Raw genomic sequence first — 19,452 nt, 5'->3', positions numbered from 1 at the left:
GGTGGCAACAGCCTTATCCGCACAGCAATGCTGAACAACGCGGTTGAAACTGGCGAGCTGTTAGTGAAGAAAATGCCTAAGTCTGCCCTGGACGAGCCAGAGCAGGATGGAAAAACACTGCAAGCGTGGATTTCAGAGCAGGGCCTTGAAGGCTCACCTATCCACGCTGTTATTCAGGAGCGAATCTAAGCAGATACCGCCCTGGCAACGAACGGAGACTCGTTGCACACACTTTGAACGTCATGTTGCTAGACGGACACACAGTTCAACATGGTAGGCGGGCTTCAACACCCCGCCATTGAGATACGGCCTCCCTTGAGGCCGTTTCTTATTTTGAGCATCGGGTTCAGAAACAGTCGCCCGGCACTCTTACCCACCCTTCCATTAGTATGCGCGCGCTGCGACTCATAATAGCCTTAGCGACTTTCCAATCGCCATTATCGAGCACAGCTTTGGCGCCCACGGTTAAGGTACCAGAGGGATGACCGAATGTGACTTTCTCTCGCTCTCCGCCACCAGCAGCCAGATTCACCAGCGTGCCCGGAATAGCCGCAGCGGTGCCGATAGCCACAGCAGCGGTACCCATCATGGCATGATGCAATTTACCCATGGATAGCGCACGCACCAACACATCGATATCCTGAGCGCCTATGTCTTTACCGCTCGACGCGCGATAGCGTGCAGGCTTGCTCACAAACGCAATTTTGGGTGTATGCTGACGGGTTGCGGCCTCTTCAACCGAGTTGATCAACCCCATCTTCACTGCGCCAATCGCGCGCATTGACTCGAACTGTTCAAGCGCTGCACTATCGCCGTTGATATCATCCTGCAGTTCAGTGCCGGTATAGCCAATATCTTCGGCATTAACAAAAATGGTGGGTATTCCCGCGTTGATGAGTGTCGCTTTAATGGTGCCAAACTTAGGCACGGTGATGTCATCAACGATATTGCCAGTAGGGAATAGTGCCCCTTCACCATCTGCAGGGTCGACGAATTCAACGGGCACTTCGGCAGCAGGAAAGGTCACACCGTCCAGTTCAAAGTCACCGGTTTCCTGCACCTGACCATCGACGATGGGGATATGGGCAATGATGGTTTTCTGTATGTTCACCTGCCAAATCTTTACCGTCAGGGTGCCATTGTGCGGAATGCTATCGCGGTCTATCAGGCCGGCGTGCACGGCAAACGGTCCAACGGCAGCAGATAAGTTGCCACAGTTACCGCTCCAGTCGACGAACGGCTTATCTATCGATACCTGACCAAACAAGTAATCGATATCATGGTCGTCCCGCTCGCTTTTGCTGACAATCACGGTTTTGCTGGTACTGGATGTGGCACCGCCCATGCCATCGGTGTGTTTGGCGTACGGGTCGGGGCTGCCGATAACGCGCAGTAACAGCGCATCACGGGCTTGTCCCGGCACTTTGGCCGCATCAGGTAAATCAGCAAGGTTAAAGAATACGCCTTTGCTGGTACCGCCGCGCATATAGGTGGCGGGTATTCGAATTTGTGGCACGGACATGTTTAGCTCCTGTGCTGGGTTAGATGCCCGCTTACGCGGGCATGACGTTTGTCTTTTAGATGCCCGCCTGCGCGGGCATGACAACTTAGACGCGGGCATGACAACGCTTTTGTCATTCCCGCGAAGGCGGGAATCTATGCATTTTCCGCCTCGAGGAAGTCCTTGGCAAAGCGCTGCAGCACCCCACCCGCCTCGTAGATTGACACCTCTTCAAACGTATCCAGGCGACAGGTCACTGGTACTTCGATGCTTGAGCCATCTTTACGATGGACAATCAATGTCAGCGTCGCGCCTGGCGTACGCTCACCGAGCACATCAAAGGTCTCGGTGCCATCAATGCCCACAGTCTTGCGAGTGGTGCCTGGCTTAAACTCCAGCGGTAATACACCCATACCAATAAGGTTGGTACGGTGAATACGTTCAAACCCTTCGGCAACAATCGCTTCCACACCGGCCAGTCTTACGCCTTTGGCCGCCCAGTCACGGCTTGAACCCTGACCATAGTCAGCGCCTGCAATAATAATCAGAGGCTGCTTGCGGTCCATGTAGGTTTCAATCGCCTCCCACATGCGCATCACTTTGCCTTCAGGCTCAACTCTTGCCAGTGAGCCCTGCTTCACTTCGCCATTTTCCGTCACCATTTCATTGAACAGTTTAGGGTTAGCAAAGGTCGCACGCTGCGCCGTCAGGTGGTCACCGCGGTGCGTAGCATAAGAGTTAAAGTCCTCTTCTGGTAATCCCATCTTGGCCAGATATTCACCTGCTGCACTGCTTGGCAGTATGGCATTGGACGGAGACAAATGGTCGGTTGTGATGTTGTCACCGAGCACGGCCAAAGGGCGCATCCCTTTAAGCGCACGCTCGCCCGCCAAAGCACCTTCCCAATACGGAGGACGACGAATATAGGTACTCATTTCACGCCACTCATAAAGCGGACTGATCGCAGCGCCAGTATCCTGTCGAATATCGAACATTGGCTCGTAGACCTTACGGAACTGCTCAGGCTTGACGCTTTGTTTGACCACAGCATCGATTTCTTCGTCACTCGGCCAGATGTCTTTCAGATACACAGGGGTTCCATCAGCATCTGTGCCCAATGGGTCTTTTTCGATATCAAAGCGGATAGAGCCGGCAATGGCGTACGCGACAACCAGAGGTGGTGATGCAAGAAACGCCTGTTTAGCATAGGGGTGGATGCGACCGTCGAAGTTACGGTTACCGGAAAGTACCGCGACTGCATACAGGTCCCGATCTATAATTTCCTGCTGAATAACAGGATCCAGCGCACCACTCATACCATTACAGGTCGTACAGGCAAACGCCACCACGCCAAAGCCGAGTTTTTCCAGTTCAGGTAATAGTCCGGCTTCTTGCAGGTACAACTGTACTGCCTTAGAGCCCGGTGCCAACGAGGTCTTAACCCAAGGTTTGCGTGCCAATCCTTTTGCCACGGCGTTGCGCGCGATAAGTCCTGCGGCAATCATATTGCGCGGATTACTGGTATTGGTACAACTGGTGATGGCCGCGATAATGGCGGCCCCATCGGGCATTTGCCCTTCGGTCTCCTGGTATTTTGCGGCGATACCACGTGATGCCAACTGACTGACCGGCAAACTGGCATGAGGATTAGATGGGCCCGCCATGGTGCGTTCAACAGCAGACAGATCAAAGGTCAATACGCGCTCGTATTGAGCAGTTGCCAGATCATCAGCCCACAGCCCAGTGTGTTTGGCATAGTGTTCAACCAGCTTGACCTGCTCTGCATCCCTTCCCGTCAGGGTCAGGTATTCAATGGTCTGCTCATCAATGTAGAACATTGCAGCCGTGGCGCCGTATTCCGGTGTCATATTGGAAATCGTGGCACGATCGCCCAGCGTGAGCGTGCTGGCGCCTTCACCAAAGAATTCCAGATAGCTTGACACAACACGTTCTTTACGCAGGAAATCAGTCAGTGCCAGCACCATGTCGGTAGCAGTAATGCCAGGCTGTAATTTGCCTTTCAGCTCTACGCCAATAATATCCGGTAAACGCATGTAGGATGCACGTCCCAGCATCACGCTTTCAGCTTCCAGACCGCCGACACCCACCGCAATGACACCCAAGGCATCAACCATTGGCGTGTGACTGTCTGTACCCACCAGCGTATCGGGGAACGCGACGCCGTCACGTACCTGCACGACCGGCGACATTTTCTCCAGATTGATTTGGTGCATGATGCCGTTACCCGGCGGGATCACATCGACATTTTTAAATGCCGTTTTCGTCCAGTTGATAAAATGGAAACGGTCCTCGTTGCGACGTTCCTCAATGGCACGGTTTTTCTCAAACGCATTCTTTTCAAAGCCTGCGTGTTCTACCGCCAACGAGTGATCGACAATCAACTGTGTGGGCACTACCGGATTTACTTTGGCAGGATCGCCGCCTTTCTCTGCAATGGCATCGCGCAGACCGGCCAGATCCACCAGCGCAGTCTGACCAAGAATGTCATGACACACCACGCGGGCGGGAAACCATGGAAAATCTCGCTCACGTTTACGTTCAATGAGCTGCGTCAGGCATTCATTTAATTCTTCCGGTGCGCAGCGGCGCACCAGGTTTTCCGCCAGTACACGAGACGTATAAGGAAGCGTGTCGTAGGCACCTGGTTTTATGGCATCTACCGCTTCGCGGGTATCAAAATAGTCCAGTTTAGTGCCCGGTAAGGGCTTTCTATGGGTGGTATTCATGTGAACGTCACCTCGACGATTGGGAAATAAAAAGGCTGCTCAGATGAGCAGCCGTCAATACTATTAAACGCGCTCTGCCATTGGCGTTACAGGACGCAATTCTTCACCGGTGTATTCGGCAGAAGGACGAATGATGCGGTTATCAGCACGCTGCTCCATCACATGGCCAGCCCAGCCGGTCAATCGTGACATCACAAAGATCGGTGTGAATAGCTTGGTCGGAATATTCATAAAGTGATAGGCAGAAGCGTGGAAGAAATCAGCATTGCAGAACAGTTTTTTCTCACGCCACATAACTTCTTCACAGCGCACAGACACGGGATAAAGCACAGTATCACCCACTTCCTGAGCGAGCTTTTCAGACCAGCCTTTGATGATTTCATTACGCGGATCTGACTCTGAGTAGATCGCATGACCAAAGCCCATTATCTTCTCTTTGCGCTCAAGCATGCCCATCATTTTCTCTTCGGCATCGTCAGCCGACGTGAATTTTTCAATCATGTCCATCGCCGCTTCGTTCGCACCGCCGTGCAGAGGGCCGCGCAGAGAACCAATCGCGCCGGTTATGCATGAATGCATATCAGACAGAGTTGATGCGCAAACGCGCGCAGTAAAGGTCGACGCATTGAATTCATGCTCGGCATACAGGATCAAACTGACGTGCATGACCTTTTCATGCAGCGCATTGGGCTTTTTGCCGTGCAGCAGATGCAGGAAATGCGCACCAATTGAATCATCATCGGTTTCCACATCAATACGCACGCCGTCGTGCGAGAAGCGATACCAGTAGCAAATGATACTTGGGAAACAGGCTAGCATGCGGTCAGTCACGTCCTGCTGCTGCGCAAAATCCGTTTCCATTTCCAGGTTACCCAACATGGAGCAACCGGTGCGCATTACGTCCATAGGGTGCGCGTCGGCTGGAATGCGCTCTAATACGTCTTTCAGCGCCTGCGGTAATCCTCGCAGACTCTTTAGTTTTGCTTTATAAGCGTCCAGCTCAGCCTGGTTAGGTAACTTGCCTTTCAGGATCAGGTAGGCAACTTCTTCAAACTGACAGTTTTCCGCCAGATCTTTTACGTCATATCCTCGATACGTCAGTCCAGAGCCCGATTTACCTACTGTTGATAATGCGGTTTTACCCGCTACTTGTCCGCGCAGGCCTGCGCCAGAGAGTACTTTAGCCATTGAGAATGTCCTCCAGTTCTTATTTGTTCTTACCCTGCGCAAACAGGCTGTCTAATTTTTGCTCGTAGTCGTGGTACCCAAGATAGTCATAAAGCTCCATGCGTGTCTGCATCGAATCGACCACAGCCTTCTGATCACCATCATTGAGGATATGCTGATACACGTTTTCTGCCGCTTTGTTCATGGCGCGGAAGGCACTCAGAGGATACAGCACCATGTCAGCGCCCCACTCGCCAAGCTGTTTAGTATTCCACAGCTCTGTCTTACCAAATTCGGTAATGTTGGCCAAAATCGGCACGTCCAGCGCGTCACTGAACGCCCTATAGTGCTCTTCAGTTTGTACGGCTTCGGCAAAAATTCCGTCCGCGCCGGCGTCAACATAAGCTTGTGCACGCTCAAGCGCACGCTCCAACCCTTCCTGCGCAAACGCATCTGTGCGGGCCATAATAAAGAAGTCAGAGTCAGTTCGTGCATCAACCGCGGCCTTGATACGATCGACCATCTCTTCAATTGACACCACTTCTTTACCCGGTCGGTGACCACAGCGTTTTTGTGCGACCTGGTCTTCCATGTGCACTGCGGCAGCACCCGCGTTCTGCATGTCTTTTATGGTCTTGGCGATGTTAAACGCCCCACCCCAACCGGTATCAATATCAACCAGTAAGGGTAAGTCGCATGCAGCAGTGATACGCTGCACGTCTACCAGTACATCGTTTAGGGACGTCATGCCCAGGTCAGGTAAACCATATGATGCGTTTGCCACACCGCCACCAGACAGGTATATCGCCTTGTGGCCAATTTTCTCGGCCATCATTGCTGCGTAGGCATTGATGGTGCCGACAATCTGTAGGGGCTTGTTGTCGACAAGCGCCTGCCGAAATCGTTTTCCTGCACTCATGATCGTTCCTCTTGGTTAGATTCAGTTTGTTGCAATTTGCGTTGAATGTTGTTCATCGAATAGAGAATGTGTCGCCGCATCAGCATTTCAGCCAGCTCTTCGTCACGATTGGAGATTGCCTGTACGATATTACGATGCTCATCAAAGGCGGTCGTCACTCGCGGACCAGCCATTCCGAGTTGGACCCGATACATGCGTACCAGGTGGTAAATGCCATTAATCAGCAGCGCAATAAGATGCTGGTTTTTGCTGCCCTGTATAATGCGGTAATGGAAATCGACGTCACCGGCTTCCTGATAATATGACTGGCCGTCTTTGACTTTCGCTGAGTGACTGGTTAGGAGCGCGTTGAGATCAGCGATATCTTGATCGGTCATATTGCGTGCCGCCTGGCGCGCCGCCATTCCTTCTAATGCTTCTCGCACCTGATAGAGCTCGATAAGTCCCTCTGACGATAACGACACCACTCTGGCGCCAATATTAGGCTTGCGCTCAACCAGGTTACAGGTCTCCAGTCGGTTGATGGCCTCACGTACTACCGCGCGACTGACCTGATACTTTGTCGACAATTCCGTCTCACTGAGCTTGCTTCCTGCACAGATCTGCCCTTCCACGATGTCCTTACGCAACCGATAAAAGGTCTTATCTGACGAGGTTATCGGCTGTTCGAGAAGTACACTCATGACAGGCTTTAGTCATCCACTCTGCAAAAAGTGTCGACAATATAGTCATGAATTAACAGTTCGTCAAATCAAAACGCTGATATTGTCGACAATCTGAGACTAATGTCGTAATTAGCATGAAAACCTTAGGCTACATGAACTAAGCTGATCAACACACAATGTGAGTAGGCTTTTCGTTATGAGCAATACCTTTACTTGTTGGCAATGCGGCGCCACCCTGAATGACATTCTATTACCCCTGTCACGACGCGAGATATGCACTAGCTGTCACACAGACTTACACAGCTGCAGAATGTGCCAGCACTTTTGCGATGACGGGCGCGGCAGCTGCAATGAAGACCGCGCTGAATGGGTGAGTGATAGGGAAAGAGCCAATTTCTGCGATTATTTTACACCGTCTCAAAAAGTACGTCCTTCTGGACAAGACAAATCCGCCGAGGCCAAAGCCAAACTGGCCGAATTATTCGGTGATCAACCAGACAGCAACAGCGATTCAGAGGAAAACCAGCAGCTGAGTCCTGCCGAGCTGGCTGAGAAACGTCTTCGTGATTTGTTGAATGGACAATCATAAATGCTGTTAAGTTAATTAAACGTTAAAAGCATGGCAGAATAGATAGAAAATAAAGCAACACTGGATTGATAACACATGGCAACAAACGACTCTACTGACAGCAAGCAAGGCTTCAGCAGCTTTAGTGAGTTCTATCCTTATTATCTGAATGAACACAGTAACGCCACCTGCCGATTGCTGCACTTCATTGGCTCCTGGCTGGTGCTTGGTGTGATAGCGTTAGCGGTGTACACCACTAACTGGCATCTACTGTGGTTTATACCACTGGTCGGCTATGGTTTTGCCTGGGTCGGACATTTCTTTTTTGAACACAATAAACCGGCAACGTTTAAACACCCCATCTACAGTCTGATGGGAGACTGGGTGATGTTTAAAGATATCCTGGTCGGCAATATTTCACTGACGCATTCAGCGCCACAAGAATAAAAATAAATCCGGAGAGTCCATCATGAAAGTATTGGCCCGAGTGACCGCGGCTGTAGCAGCGACGTTATTGTCTGCTGCCGTCTCAGCCCAGCAGTCAGAACAGCACAAATATTTCACCTATAACGACGTATTTCAGCTCGAATATGCTGCCGCACCACAATTTCATCCTGATGGCACCAGTCTGGTGTATGAGCGTCGCAGCATGAACATCATGAACGACCGTGTGAATAGCAATCTGTGGCACCTTGACCTGACGGATCAGCAACACCGGCCGCTGTTGACCGGCAGCGACAGCTACCGTCAGGCGCGGTTTTCACCGGATGGCAGCAAACTCGCGTATATTTCCAATTCGGATGAAGGCACACAGCTGTTTGTCCGCTATATGGATACCGGCGTAACGGCCAAACTAACGAACTTACAATATGCGCCCTCCTCTCTGGCCTGGTCGAATGACGGCTCACAGTTGGCCATGACCGTATTTACGCCAAGTAAACCAGAAACGCTGTTTAAGGACATGCCGGCTAAACCGGATGGCGCAAACTGGGCTCCAACTGCAACCTACATTGAGCGTACGCGCTATCGGGCAGATGGCAGAGGCTATCTGGACGCAGGTTTTAATCAGATTTATGTACTGCCGGTAGAAGGCGGCACACCCAGACAGGTGACCTTTGGGGATTATCCTCACGGTGGCGCGATCGCCTGGAGTGCGGACGACAGCGCACTGTATTACAGTGCCAACCCCAGTGCCGATTACGCTCGCCAGCCACTGGTATCCGATATCTATCGCATTGACCTGAGCAGTGGCAACACCACACAGGTTACCTCACTGGTGGGACCGGAGAGTAATCCGGTGCTGAGCCCGGACGGCAAATATCTGGCCTTCAGACACACGCCAGATAAAAAGCTCGCTTATCAAATTGGTCACCTTGCCGTCATGCCGCTCGACGGTGGTGACGTCAAACTGCTCACTACCTCGCTGGATCGCAATATCGGACAGTTTGCTTGGCGTGAAGATAGCCGTTCACTGGTCTTCCAATATATTGACCGCGGCCACAGCCGGCTGGCAAATGTTGATCTGCGCGGCAAGATCAGCGGCATGGACTTAAGCCTGGGTGGCCAGTCAATGGGCCGTCCCTATACGTCCGGGCAGTTTGCGCTAAGCAGCCGCAACGACATCGTTTTTACCAAACACGACCCGATTGCGCCTGCCGATCTGGAATTATATAGCGATGGAGAAACGCGCCAGCTTACCCGATTAAACCGCGATCTTCTTGGCCATAAACGCCTGGCGGACGTAGGCGCGATGCCAGTGACGTCAAGCGTCGATGAACGTACTATTGAGTCGTGGTATGCGTTGCCACCTAACGCGGAACAGGGAAAGCGTTACCCACTCATTCTGGAGATCCATGGCGGGCCTCATGCCGCCTACGGCCCGCAGTTCAGCCCGGAAATACAGCTGATGGCACAGCAAGGCTACATTGTAGTGTGGGCCAATCCGCGGGGTAGCTCATCCTACGGTATGGAGTTCGGTAATACTATTCATCACAACTACCCGTCAGAAGATTATAACGATCTGATGGATGTGGTAGACGCGGCCATCGAAAAACTGCCGGTCGATAAGGACAACCTGTTCATTACTGGCGGCTCGGGCGGTGGTGTCCTGACGGCGTGGAGTATTGGTAAAACTAACCGCTTTAAGGCAGCAGTTGTAGCCAAGCCTGTGATCAACTGGATGAGTTTTGCGCTGACTGCCGATGCGTATCCGTATTTCAGTCAGTACTGGATGCCAGGTATGCCCTGGGAGATTGCCGACCACCTTTGGCAACATTCGCCGTTGTCTTTGGTAGGTAACGTCACCACACCAACGTTACTACTCACCGGTGAGGCGGACTATCGCACGCCTATCAGTGAGTCCGAGCAATATTATCAGGCACTGCGCCTAAAAGGTGTTGATGCGGGTATGGTGCGTATCCCCGGTGCGCCGCATGGCATCGCTGGACGTCCCAGCCATCTTATCCAGAAAGTCGGTAATATCATCGCCTGGTTTGAGCGATATAAAACCCGTTAGTAAACCATCCGTGCCGATCAGCGTATTGATCGGCACTTTTCAAAACAAACGTGGCCCGATGTATGCTCGTTAAGACACTCAAAATCGTCGTTACAGTGATGGTGGCGCTTATCGCTGCCCTGTTGATTTATATCCAGACACAAAAAATGCCGGATAAGCCTGTCAGTGAGCTAACCGAGCGTTGGGCCGCCTCGCCCTCACAGTTTATTGAGGTGGCGGGCATGCAGGTACATGTCAGGGATGAAGGACCCAAACAGGATGATACTCCCATTATTCTGATCCATGGCACTGGTGCCAGCCTGCATACCTGGGACGGCTGGACTGACGAATTGAAAAATCAGCACAGAGTGATTCGGTTTGATTTACCCGCCTTTGGACTGACGGGTCCAGCGCCTGATAATAATTACACCATTGAGCGATATGCACAGGTGGTTATTGCGCTGATGGACGCGCTGAATATTGAGCGGGCAACCCTGGCTGGTAATTCTTTAGGTGGTTACATTGCCTGGGCAACGGCCGTAATGTTTGACACGCGAGTGAATAAACTGGTGTTGGTGGATGCCAGTGGATACCCCTATGACGCTGAGTCAGTCCCGCTGGCGTTCAAGTTAAGCCAGAACAAACTGGCTAAGTCCGTGTTGACCAACTTCCTTCCGAGGTGGCTGATCGCCAGAAGTGTGAAAAATGTGTATGGCGATCCAGACAAGGTCAGTGATGATGTGATAGAACGTTATTACGAGCTCACCCAGCGTGAAGGTAATCGGGCCGCTCTGGCACAGAGATTCGTGCAAACCAAGCCAGGGCCTTTGGCTGACAAAGTGCCCACGATTACGCAACCCACCCTGATCATTTGGGGCGCGAAGGATAAACTTATCCCGCTTAAATTCGCTCACCGCTTTGCCGAAGAAATTCCGAATAATGAGCTAGTCATCTTTAATGAACTTGGCCATGTTCCGCATGAGGAAGACCCGCAACGCACCGTAGTTCCGGTGCAAGCCTTTTTACAGTAAGCGCTGTCGCGAATTGCGTATAACACGTCTTGCCGTAGAAGCGTAAATGACAAGAGTGGGTTAAACTATCGCTCAGCGTACTTTTTAGGTAGTGGGTTAGCATTGGCAGTACCATTCCGTTGCATCGATAAGCATTCTCGCTCATGTTATGTAGTCCTGGCATGTTTTATGTTGCTTTTCACGCATCTTGTGCGTGCCAGTGACACCATTTCAATCGTCTATAGCGATGCTTACAAACCCTTCGTGTGGGAGCAGGACGGCAAAGCAGTGGGGTTACAGGTCGACTTTGTCGATGAGATCCTCTCCGCTCAGTTGGGTCTAAGGGTAAAACACGTGACGTGCCCGTGGAAACGTTGCCAGCTGCTGGTAGAAGAGGGAGACATGGACGGTTTTTTTACCGTCGTAACACCAGAACGAGAGCGATATACTGAGCGCACTTCCATTCCGTTTTACACCACGGATATGGTCATTCACACGGCCAACAATAATCCTTATCTGCAAGACATTCTCGGCATATCAACAAAAGCGGATTTAGATACCTTTGCGAAAAAGCTCGCGCTTGTTTTTATGCGTGGCTCAGGCTGGCATATTGCTAACTTCCAGCACTGGCGCAATGCGACACAAGTAACCGAGGCATGGCGTATCCCTGAAATGCTCACAGAACTACGCGCCGATATTTATGTTGAGCAAGCTGAAATCGTGCGGTATCAAGCCCAACAACTGGGACTTTCCGAGCAGCTTGTGACCCTTACATCGCCGGTTATTGAGCAGGTGCAATGGCATTTGTTTATATCTCAACACTCACCTCACCAGAACATACTCAGTCGTGTTGATGCCAGGCTGCTCGAACTGACTGAATCTGGCGAGCTAGACCGCATTAAACAGCGTATCTTCAGCAAATATGGATTGCTCCAAAACCAAGCTGATTAGCATCAGAACTGAAACCACCATACATCTCTCACAAAAAAGTCCGCACAAAAATCACATCTAACCATTCACATGCGAGTAGATCACCCGCAACGTGCTCATTAGCGCACGCTTAAAGGTGGGCCAGAAAATACTTATACTGTCGATATTGCGGCCGGTGGCATCGGCCTCCAGGCGCGTCGCCATATCAATCAGAGGCTCTGAGTTAATGCGCTGGGCCAGTTTCAGCATGTTCTTACCATTGGTCACCAGCGGCCCGAGGTTTTCGTTTTGCACCGCATCGTCCAGTGCGTTGGTGCACGTTTCCAGCTCATCCATTAACTTTGTCAGTGCCTGAGCGAGCGATCCAGCATGTGGATTCTTCTGTAAGTATGGCAGTAAGTCGAACCAGATTTCAGGACTATCCGGCATTTCCTGCTTGGCAAACTCAGGTATCGGCTTAGCATCTGACGGCGTTCCTCCTTCGGCCTGTTTGGCCATTTGCTGAGCCTGCTTTAACTCTTCCTTATGCGCTGCAACCAGAGCCTGCTCCTGCTCTTTGAGCGCTGACTTGCTGCTCTGAAGCTGCTGCTGTGCATTTACCAGGGCCTGTTCTTTACTGGTCAGTTGCTGTTTACTCTGCTGGAGCTCCTGCTCCAGTGTTTTCAACTGCTCAGCCAGTTCAGACTGACTGTTATCCTGCTTGCTCAGCGACGCTTTAGTCTGCTGGTATTCGTTCTGGACAGAACGCAGTTTTTCCGTTAACTGTTTCTGTGCAGATTCCAGGTTATTGATATTCGCTTCGCGTGCCTGCAATGCCTTTTGTTGCTCGGCAAGTTGCTGTTGTAGCGCCAGTTCCTGTTTTTCCTGCTGTTTGAGGCGCTTCTGCAACTCTTCAGCCTCGTGCTTGGCGGCATTTAATTCATCCTGTAGCTTTTGTTCAGCCGAGCGTGTTTCATTAACCTGACTTTCGGCCTGCTTAAGCTCAGAAAGCGATCCTTTCAGCTTACTTTGCATCGCTTCATTCTGACGTTTGGCTTCTTCCAGTGCTTTCTGCAATTGAGCTTTCTGCTGCTCAATTTCTTCACGATGCTGTCGCCACTGTTCGTCGCTGCCTTCCATCATCTCTTTCTGTTTGGTGGCTCTTAGCTCGACGTCTGAAAGCTCTACTTTTAACTGTTCGAGTTTTTTCTGCTGAGCCAGCCTCGCCAGTTTCTCTTCGTCAGACTGACGCTGGTTTTCCTCCAGACGGGTGCGTGCATCCAACAACTCCTGCTGTTTAGCTTCCAGCTCTTGTTGCATCTGCTGCTGACGCTGCTGCCATTCGTCATCCGTTTCGGCCATACGGCGTTGCTGATCATTAGAGCGACTTTCTACTTCTTGTAGCTCCGCCTTCAACTGCTCAAATATCTGCTGCTGGCGCTCTTTCTCTGCTCTCTCTGCTTCAGCCTGTCGCTCATTTTCTTCCAACTTGGCCTGTGCATCAGCCAGCTGCTGTTGCTTGGCTTCAAGTTCCTGCTGCATAGCGGCCTGAGTTTCACGCCAGTGCTGATCACTTTCCGCCATTTTGCGCTGCTGCTCTTCCGTGCGTTTTTCCAGCTCTGCCAGTTCGGCCTTTTGCTTGTCGAATATTTGCTGCTGGCGCGCTTTTTCTTCACGCTCCTGTTCAGCCTGACGACGGGTATCTTCAATATCAGACTGTGCTTTGGCTAGCTGTTGCTGTTTGTTTTCCAGCTCCTGCTGAAGTGCACGCTGTCGCTGCTGCCACTGCTCATCTGATTCTTCATGCTTGCGTTCCTGTTCACTGGTGCGCTTTTCAACTTCCTGTAATTCTGACTTCAGTTTGTCGAATATTTCCTGCTGTTTAGCCCTTTCCGCCTTGTCAGCTTCTGCCTGCTTCTGCGCCGCTAGCAGTCCCTGCTCGGTTTCCTGCAAACGGCGCTGCTTCTCTTCCAGCTCCCGCTGCAGTTCCTGCTGTTGCTGCTGATAACGCTGTTCGGCTTCGGCGATCTGGGCCTGCTGCTCAGCGGTACGTTTTTCAACTTCCGCCATCTCAGCCTTCAGCTGTTCGAGGAAACGTTGCTGCGCCTCTTTTTCAGCCTTTTCTTTCTCTGATTGACGCTGTGCTTCAAGCAACACCTTCTCGGTTTCGAGTAATTTGTTTTGCTTATCTGCCAGCTCGCTTTGCAATGCCTGTTGCTGTTGCTGCCACTTTTTGTCCGCTTCAGCCATTTGCGCCTGTTGCTCTTCAGCCCGTCGCTCTGCTTCCTGGATCTCAGCTTGCAGCTTCTCAAAGTGCTGGCGCTGTGCCTCTTTCTCAGCCTTCTCCTGCTCAGACTCGCGCTTCGATGCCTCTAATGCCTGCATGGTTTCCTGCAGTTGACGCTGTTTAGCTTCCAGCTCCTCCTGCAGTGCCTGTTGCTGCTGCTCCAGATCGCCTTTTTGCTGATTCGAAAGCTCTTCAAACTTGTGCATTTCGTGCTGCAAGTGTTCGATATGTCTGGCTTTGTTAGTCGCTTCAGACTCTGCAAGTCGCCATGCCTGCTCTAATTCACGGCGCTGCTTTTCAGCCTGTTCACTGGCTTTACGCTGATTGATCAGGGCCTGCTTAAGTTTGTCACTGGTCTGGCTGGAGCTGGCCAACTGCGATTGCAGATGACTGATTTGACCGCTTACGTCATGAATCTGCTGATCTTTACTTTGTATATCCGACTTCAGGCTATCGATTTGATCGGCATATTGCTGCAGCTGCTGTTTTTGTTCTTCACGTTCCAGCTCGAGACGCTTGGTCGTTTGCTCACTCTCTGCCAGCTGTTGTTTGGCACGTTGGAATTGCTTTTCGCTATTTTGCAGTGCATCGGCAATCTGATTGCGCTGTTTCTCAAGGCCACTGACTTTAGCTGTACTCTGCTCTAACTGGGCCTCGAGCTCCGCATTATTGGCCTGTTCTGCGGCCAGCATTTCACGACTTTGGGTGTAGTCACCCTGCAGTTTTTCCAGATTAGCGGTCATTTCATCGTGAGCCTGCTGCAGGTCACTTATCTGACTTTGCTTCTCAGTAAGGTCCTGCTTAGCCGCCTGCAGTTGCGACTCGGTTTCGGCCAGTGATTTAGCCTTGCTGGCAAGCTCCTGTTGGCTGCTCTTGAGCATTTGCAGCTTTTCTGACGCTTCCTGCTCGGCCTGTTGGGCTTTGCTGAGTGCTTCCTGTCGAGCTTTGTCGGCCTCAGTCAGGGCGCGCATGTCCATCCATATACACAATACCGACTCTAATTCACGACCTCTGAACATAGGCACATAGGTTGCCTGACAAGGCAACGTAGAGCCGTCCAGAATAAACTCCCACGGCATGGTTTGAGCCCGTCCGGTAAGTTCTACCTGTTCAATTTTGGCCTTAAGCTGGATGACTTCATCATGGCCAACGTTGATACTTTCTTCGTAAGGGTACTTACCCAAAAGCTGCTGCTCACGGTCAAGTGCAAAGAACTCACAGGCGGCGGGATTGATGCGTGTGAATCCGTCGGTGGACAGCACCGCCATAGGGACACCGGAGTGCTCCAACAGGTTGTCGAATTTGTCTACCTGGAATTGCTTATCACTGGTATCGGCAACCCAGCACAAATAGCTTTGTGCCTGTCGGTCAAACAGGTCAATCTGCAATTCGCTGGGATGCATAACGCCGCCCTTGCCTTTTAAGGTTGCCTGAAAATCTCTCAGACGACCGCTGGAGTGAAGATTGCGCGCGGCTTTGCCCGCGTTACTGGGGTCATAAAACAGCTGATAGAAATCCTGTTCGGCCAGCTCTTTTTCGTTCAGCCCCAGGCGCTCCTGCAATGTCAGGTTGGCGCGAGTGATATGGTCGTTCTGATCGATAATAGCGATACCCAATGGAGCCAGATCAATGAGATTGGAAAAGCGTTTTTGTTCCATCTCTGCAATCGCTTCAGCCTCGCGCAGCTCACTAATGTCCTCTACAATGACGATGGTGCCACCACGGTTATCGACCGCGCTTTTATACGGCTTCAAATGAAATCTCAGGGTGGCCTGCTTGCCATTAGCAAGTTCGCACTGCACTTCCCGGCCTTTGGCCGAGGATACGCTGAATCGTTGCGTTTCTTTAGTACTGTGCAGCGCTTTTATCTGCTCAGCAAAGCAGCTTAATTCAGTAACAGGTTGTCCCTCTATTTTGCTGAGCTTGGTAGCAAACATTTTTTCAAATGCCGCGTTGCATTCGGTTAGCTGCTGTTCTTCATCAACCACATAGACCGCAGAAGGCAACGCAACCAACAAGTGTTTGATTCGTTGACTTAGCTGATCGATACGCTGCTGAGCCTCAGCTAACTCATTCTGTGGCAATACGGCGATATGGATGTGCTGAACCTTACCTTCCTCATCAGCCAGAGTCGCGGTGCTGGACAGTTGACAAAGTACATCACCCGTGACGGTTTTAATGCGGCATTTAAGGTCAATAGGCTGCCCTTGGCGGGCTTCTTCTACAGCCTTGTTCCAATGCACCAGATCTTTATCGCCGATAACCTGCCGCAGCGTATTGAGACTGCCATCCAGTTTTTCTGACAGTTCACCAATCAGCGTCTCAAATGTATCGTCTGTGTCGACCTGATCATGTTCAAAATCAACCTTGAGTCTACCTATGTCGGCATCGCGAAGAAGCTGTTCGGTATCACTGAGCTGTGAGCTTTTATCATCAACCTGCCCCTGTAACTCAGTGACATCTTCGATAACGATCACGGTGTCAATGCCGGGCACCAATTTGAACTTCGGCGTGACACCAAAATCGACATGCCGTTTGCGAGCGTGCAGAAAACTCTGATGCCGCGTGAATACTCCGCTGCTAATGATACGGCTGATGTACTGTGCGTCTTCATCGCTTAACAGATCTTGCAGACGCTTGCCCTGCAATTGTTCTGGTTTTGCGTTAAACAGGTATGCCGCCACCCGGTTTGCATAAATAATGTGCTGCTGCGAATCTAAATGCAGCACCCCCGTACTTAACCCCATCAACAGTGACGCCTGTTCATCACGCTGCGATGTCATGTCTTCGCTGTTGCGCAGCGCACGCGTCGCTTTTCCTCGCGCAGAAAAAAACAGAATAAGCACAACCAACAGCAGTGCTGTCAGGGCACCGACTATCGCCGTAACAGTGAGTGAAGGCTGGGCTTTTAACCAGTCCCCCACCGCATAAGCAGGACTGACATATAGCAAGGACAAGCAGGTGAATAGCGCCAGAGGTGATAACAACATCCTGGTCTTTTTGTGCAGACGAAATCGATTTCTAAGCATAATTAAGAACGTATAGTGACGGCATTGTTTAGAATACTGTCTACAACTATAGCTAATGAAATGATTTTACAGAGTTTTTGGTACCTGTTTTTATACACACGATGAATATCTGATGCGTATAACAGGATCACACCGTCATAGACGTGAGAGTTTGAATACCGGCTGACAATAATGCCAGCCGGTTTCGATGTGCTTAAGAATGAGCGATAGGGAGAATATGCTGCACGGGTGAAGGCATGCGTTTAATGACCCATGCCCGGCTGGGTTGCCAGAAAGCAGATAGCAGCAACAGGGTCGCACCGATGCACAGTCCTGTGACGGCGAAACTGTAATTCACCATACCAAACTGCTCAAGTGCACCGCTAAATGCGTAAATGACATAGATTAACGCTGACACCATGATAGAGCGACGGTCTACGGCAATCGACACGATAGCCAGCAGCACATAAAGTGCCAGAACAATGCCCGCGCTGGCAAGATCACCACTTCCCTGGGTAATGCCCAGCGACGTGAACACCGGATGCACTAACAAAGGCGCAGACAATAAATGCAACCAGAAAGCCGTATCAGAGCGGCGGGTCACGCGCGCCTTGTCGGTAGAATCCCAATAAACTGCCATCACAAAGGTAATCAGTCCGGCAATGAACATCAATGGCAACAGGAGTGCGCTTGACAGTGCATACACGGCAAACAGTGCGCCAAAGATGCAGGCAAAAATGGCAGCAGTCACAGCGGCAATGGTAATCGGCACCTGAAAACGCATCCAATGCGCCCATGCAGCGATAGCCGTTAATAATCCTGAAGCAATAAATGCAGAAACATGTGGTTGTTGATAAAGCGAAATAGGCGCAGCAGCAACACCACCAAGGAAGGCTATCAGCAATACTATTGCAGGCAGTGCCATGCGGCGTTGACGAACGAAGAACTCGGCCAGCAGCCACGCCAATCCGGCGAATACCACAGTGGCAGCAAACTCACTGACAAATGATGTTAGCCAGGCAGACGAAACCAAAAGCAGAACGCTGGCGACGACCACGAAAACATCATTGAATCCGGTAATCAATCTGAAGTTTTCTTCATCGACATGGGCGGTCTGTTTGAGATTAGCCATATGCTGACGAAAACGTGAGACAGAGTCGGCCTGGAATATCCCTTCCTTTATGGCGGTATTGAGATCTTCATCACTGTACATTGTTATTCTCTCTTGTTTAATGAGTTTGATTAATTCACATGTGACGCTTTGCACATTCCAGACCAATTCATTTTTTTCATGCAATTCAATGTGTTAAAAAATGAACAGCATGCCAATCGAATGCGTAGGAAGTGAAATAAACTAGTTAGTGGTAAATCTCGCCACATTCGTCTGATTTAACTGCACGTGCTCAACAAAGAAATCACTATATACATATAAAACAATAAGTTACCTATTGGCATCCTTCCTGCTAATGATTGGGTAATGAATCTAGTTTGAATGGAGCAATCTGATGTATTTACCCCGTTTCACACCCTCTGTGGTACTGGCTACCTGCTTGTCGACAAGCTTACTATTGAGTGGATGTGTGGTGCACATTGGTGGTGCCAACGGCGATGCCAGCAGCGTATTTGGTCAACTTGAGGTGTCACAGGGACGCAGCGTCAACAATGTCTCTTCGGTCAATGGCGGCGTACAACTGAATGATGATGTCAGCGCCACAAACGTAGACAGCGTTAACGGTGATATCAACATCGGCGATCGCGTCACCGTCGCGACTGCGTCCACCGTAAACGGTGATATTCAGGCGGGCTCAGCATTTACCAGTATGGGTAATATAGATACCGTGAACGGTGACATTACGTTGCGTAGGGGCGCGAATATAGAAGGTGATATCAGTACGGTAAACGGCGACATTGAATTGAAGGATGTATCCGTTTCACACAACGTGCTGACCTACAATGGCGACATTACCCTGCAAAGCGGCACTCATATTGAGGGTGATGTGATATTTCAACGCAACGAAAATAGCTGGGGCTGGCATGATGACCGCAATCCCAGCTTGACCATCGAATCCGGGGCGTCGATTTCAGGTGCTATCATCCTTTATCGCCCAGTAAAACTTGAACTCGACGATCCGGCAAATCAGGATAAAATTATCGAACGCTATGACCGACGTTAACGA

Annotated in this window: 14 protein-coding genes; 7 read left to right on the top strand and 7 right to left on the bottom strand. The window is 50.8% G+C overall.

What is annotated here, in order from left to right:
- Positions 1–189: DUF3718 domain-containing protein (locus tag G441_RS0105780; RefSeq protein ID WP_026375466.1), on the top strand; the 189-nt coding region annotated here is incomplete at its 5' end.
- Positions 190–346: 157 nt separating this feature from the next.
- Here the strand turns inward: G441_RS0105780 and prpF are convergent.
- The 5 genes from prpF to G441_RS0105755 all read right to left on the bottom strand — a co-directional run bounded on the left by prpF (position 347) and on the right by G441_RS0105755 (position 7,017).
- Positions 347–1,522, bottom strand: coding sequence for a 2-methylaconitate cis-trans isomerase PrpF (gene prpF / locus G441_RS0105775; RefSeq protein ID WP_026375465.1), 1,176 nt, complete (start codon positions 1,520–1,522; stop codon positions 347–349).
- Between the two features lie 134 nt (positions 1,523–1,656).
- On the bottom strand, positions 1,657–4,248 hold the full coding sequence (acnD, locus tag G441_RS0105770; RefSeq protein ID WP_026375464.1) for a Fe/S-dependent 2-methylisocitrate dehydratase AcnD: 2,592 nt from the start codon (positions 4,246–4,248) through the stop codon (positions 1,657–1,659).
- Positions 4,249–4,311: 63 nt separating this feature from the next.
- A complete protein-coding gene (prpC, locus tag G441_RS0105765; RefSeq protein ID WP_026375463.1) occupies positions 4,312–5,436 on the bottom strand; it encodes a bifunctional 2-methylcitrate synthase/citrate synthase in 1,125 nt (374 codons plus the stop codon).
- Positions 5,437–5,455: 19 nt separating this feature from the next.
- Positions 5,456–6,334: a methylisocitrate lyase gene (gene prpB / locus G441_RS0105760; protein WP_026375462.1), complete on the bottom strand. Its 879-nt coding sequence runs from the start codon at positions 6,332–6,334 to the stop codon at positions 5,456–5,458.
- Positions 6,331–7,017, bottom strand: a complete 687-nt coding sequence (locus G441_RS0105755; protein ID WP_026375461.1) for a GntR family transcriptional regulator — start codon at positions 7,015–7,017, stop codon at positions 6,331–6,333. The genes prpB and G441_RS0105755 overlap by 4 nt, the downstream gene beginning before the upstream one ends.
- A gap of 178 nt (positions 7,018–7,195) precedes the next feature.
- Between G441_RS0105755 and G441_RS18050 the strand changes: the two genes are divergently transcribed.
- From G441_RS18050 to G441_RS19200, 5 genes are all read left to right on the top strand, one after another.
- Complete coding sequence (locus G441_RS18050; RefSeq protein ID WP_026375460.1) at positions 7,196–7,588, top strand: hypothetical protein; 393 nt, start codon at positions 7,196–7,198, stop codon at positions 7,586–7,588.
- Between the two features lie 75 nt (positions 7,589–7,663).
- On the top strand, positions 7,664–8,014 hold the full coding sequence (locus G441_RS0105745; protein WP_026375459.1) for an Mpo1-like protein: 351 nt from the start codon (positions 7,664–7,666) through the stop codon (positions 8,012–8,014).
- A 22-nt stretch (positions 8,015–8,036) separates the two neighbouring features.
- The gene (locus G441_RS0105740) at positions 8,037–10,082 is read left to right on the top strand and encodes a S9 family peptidase (protein ID WP_026375458.1); all 2,046 of its coding nucleotides are present in this window, start codon (positions 8,037–8,039) and stop codon (positions 10,080–10,082) included.
- 62 nt (positions 10,083–10,144) lie between these two features.
- The gene (locus G441_RS0105735; RefSeq protein ID WP_026375457.1) at positions 10,145–11,092 is read left to right on the top strand and encodes an alpha/beta fold hydrolase; all 948 of its coding nucleotides are present in this window, start codon (positions 10,145–10,147) and stop codon (positions 11,090–11,092) included.
- 168 nt (positions 11,093–11,260) lie between these two features.
- The gene (locus G441_RS19200) at positions 11,261–12,022 is read left to right on the top strand and encodes a substrate-binding periplasmic protein (RefSeq protein WP_051275377.1); all 762 of its coding nucleotides are present in this window, start codon (positions 11,261–11,263) and stop codon (positions 12,020–12,022) included.
- Positions 12,023–12,079: 57 nt separating this feature from the next.
- Here G441_RS19200 and G441_RS0105725 read toward each other — a convergent pair whose 3' ends face one another.
- Both G441_RS0105725 and G441_RS0105720 read right to left on the bottom strand, forming a co-directional pair.
- Positions 12,080–17,257: a PAS domain-containing protein gene (locus tag G441_RS0105725; protein WP_034474517.1), complete on the bottom strand. Its 5,178-nt coding sequence runs from the start codon at positions 17,255–17,257 to the stop codon at positions 12,080–12,082.
- Between the two features lie 232 nt (positions 17,258–17,489).
- Entirely contained in the window at positions 17,490–18,488 is a 999-nt protein-coding gene (locus G441_RS0105720) for a hypothetical protein (RefSeq protein WP_026375454.1), read from the bottom strand.
- A gap of 292 nt (positions 18,489–18,780) precedes the next feature.
- Between G441_RS0105720 and G441_RS0105715 the strand changes: the two genes are divergently transcribed.
- Positions 18,781–19,449 (top strand): DUF4097 family beta strand repeat-containing protein, encoded by a 669-nt coding sequence (locus G441_RS0105715; RefSeq protein WP_026375453.1) that lies wholly within the window; start codon positions 18,781–18,783, stop codon positions 19,447–19,449.
- Positions 19,450–19,452: the final 3 nt, after the last annotated feature.

The organism is Aestuariibacter salexigens DSM 15300, assembly GCF_000429145.1.
Lineage (GTDB): Bacteria > Pseudomonadota > Gammaproteobacteria > Enterobacterales > Alteromonadaceae > Aestuariibacter > Aestuariibacter salexigens.
This window is presented reverse-complemented; position numbering and strand designations above follow the sequence as displayed.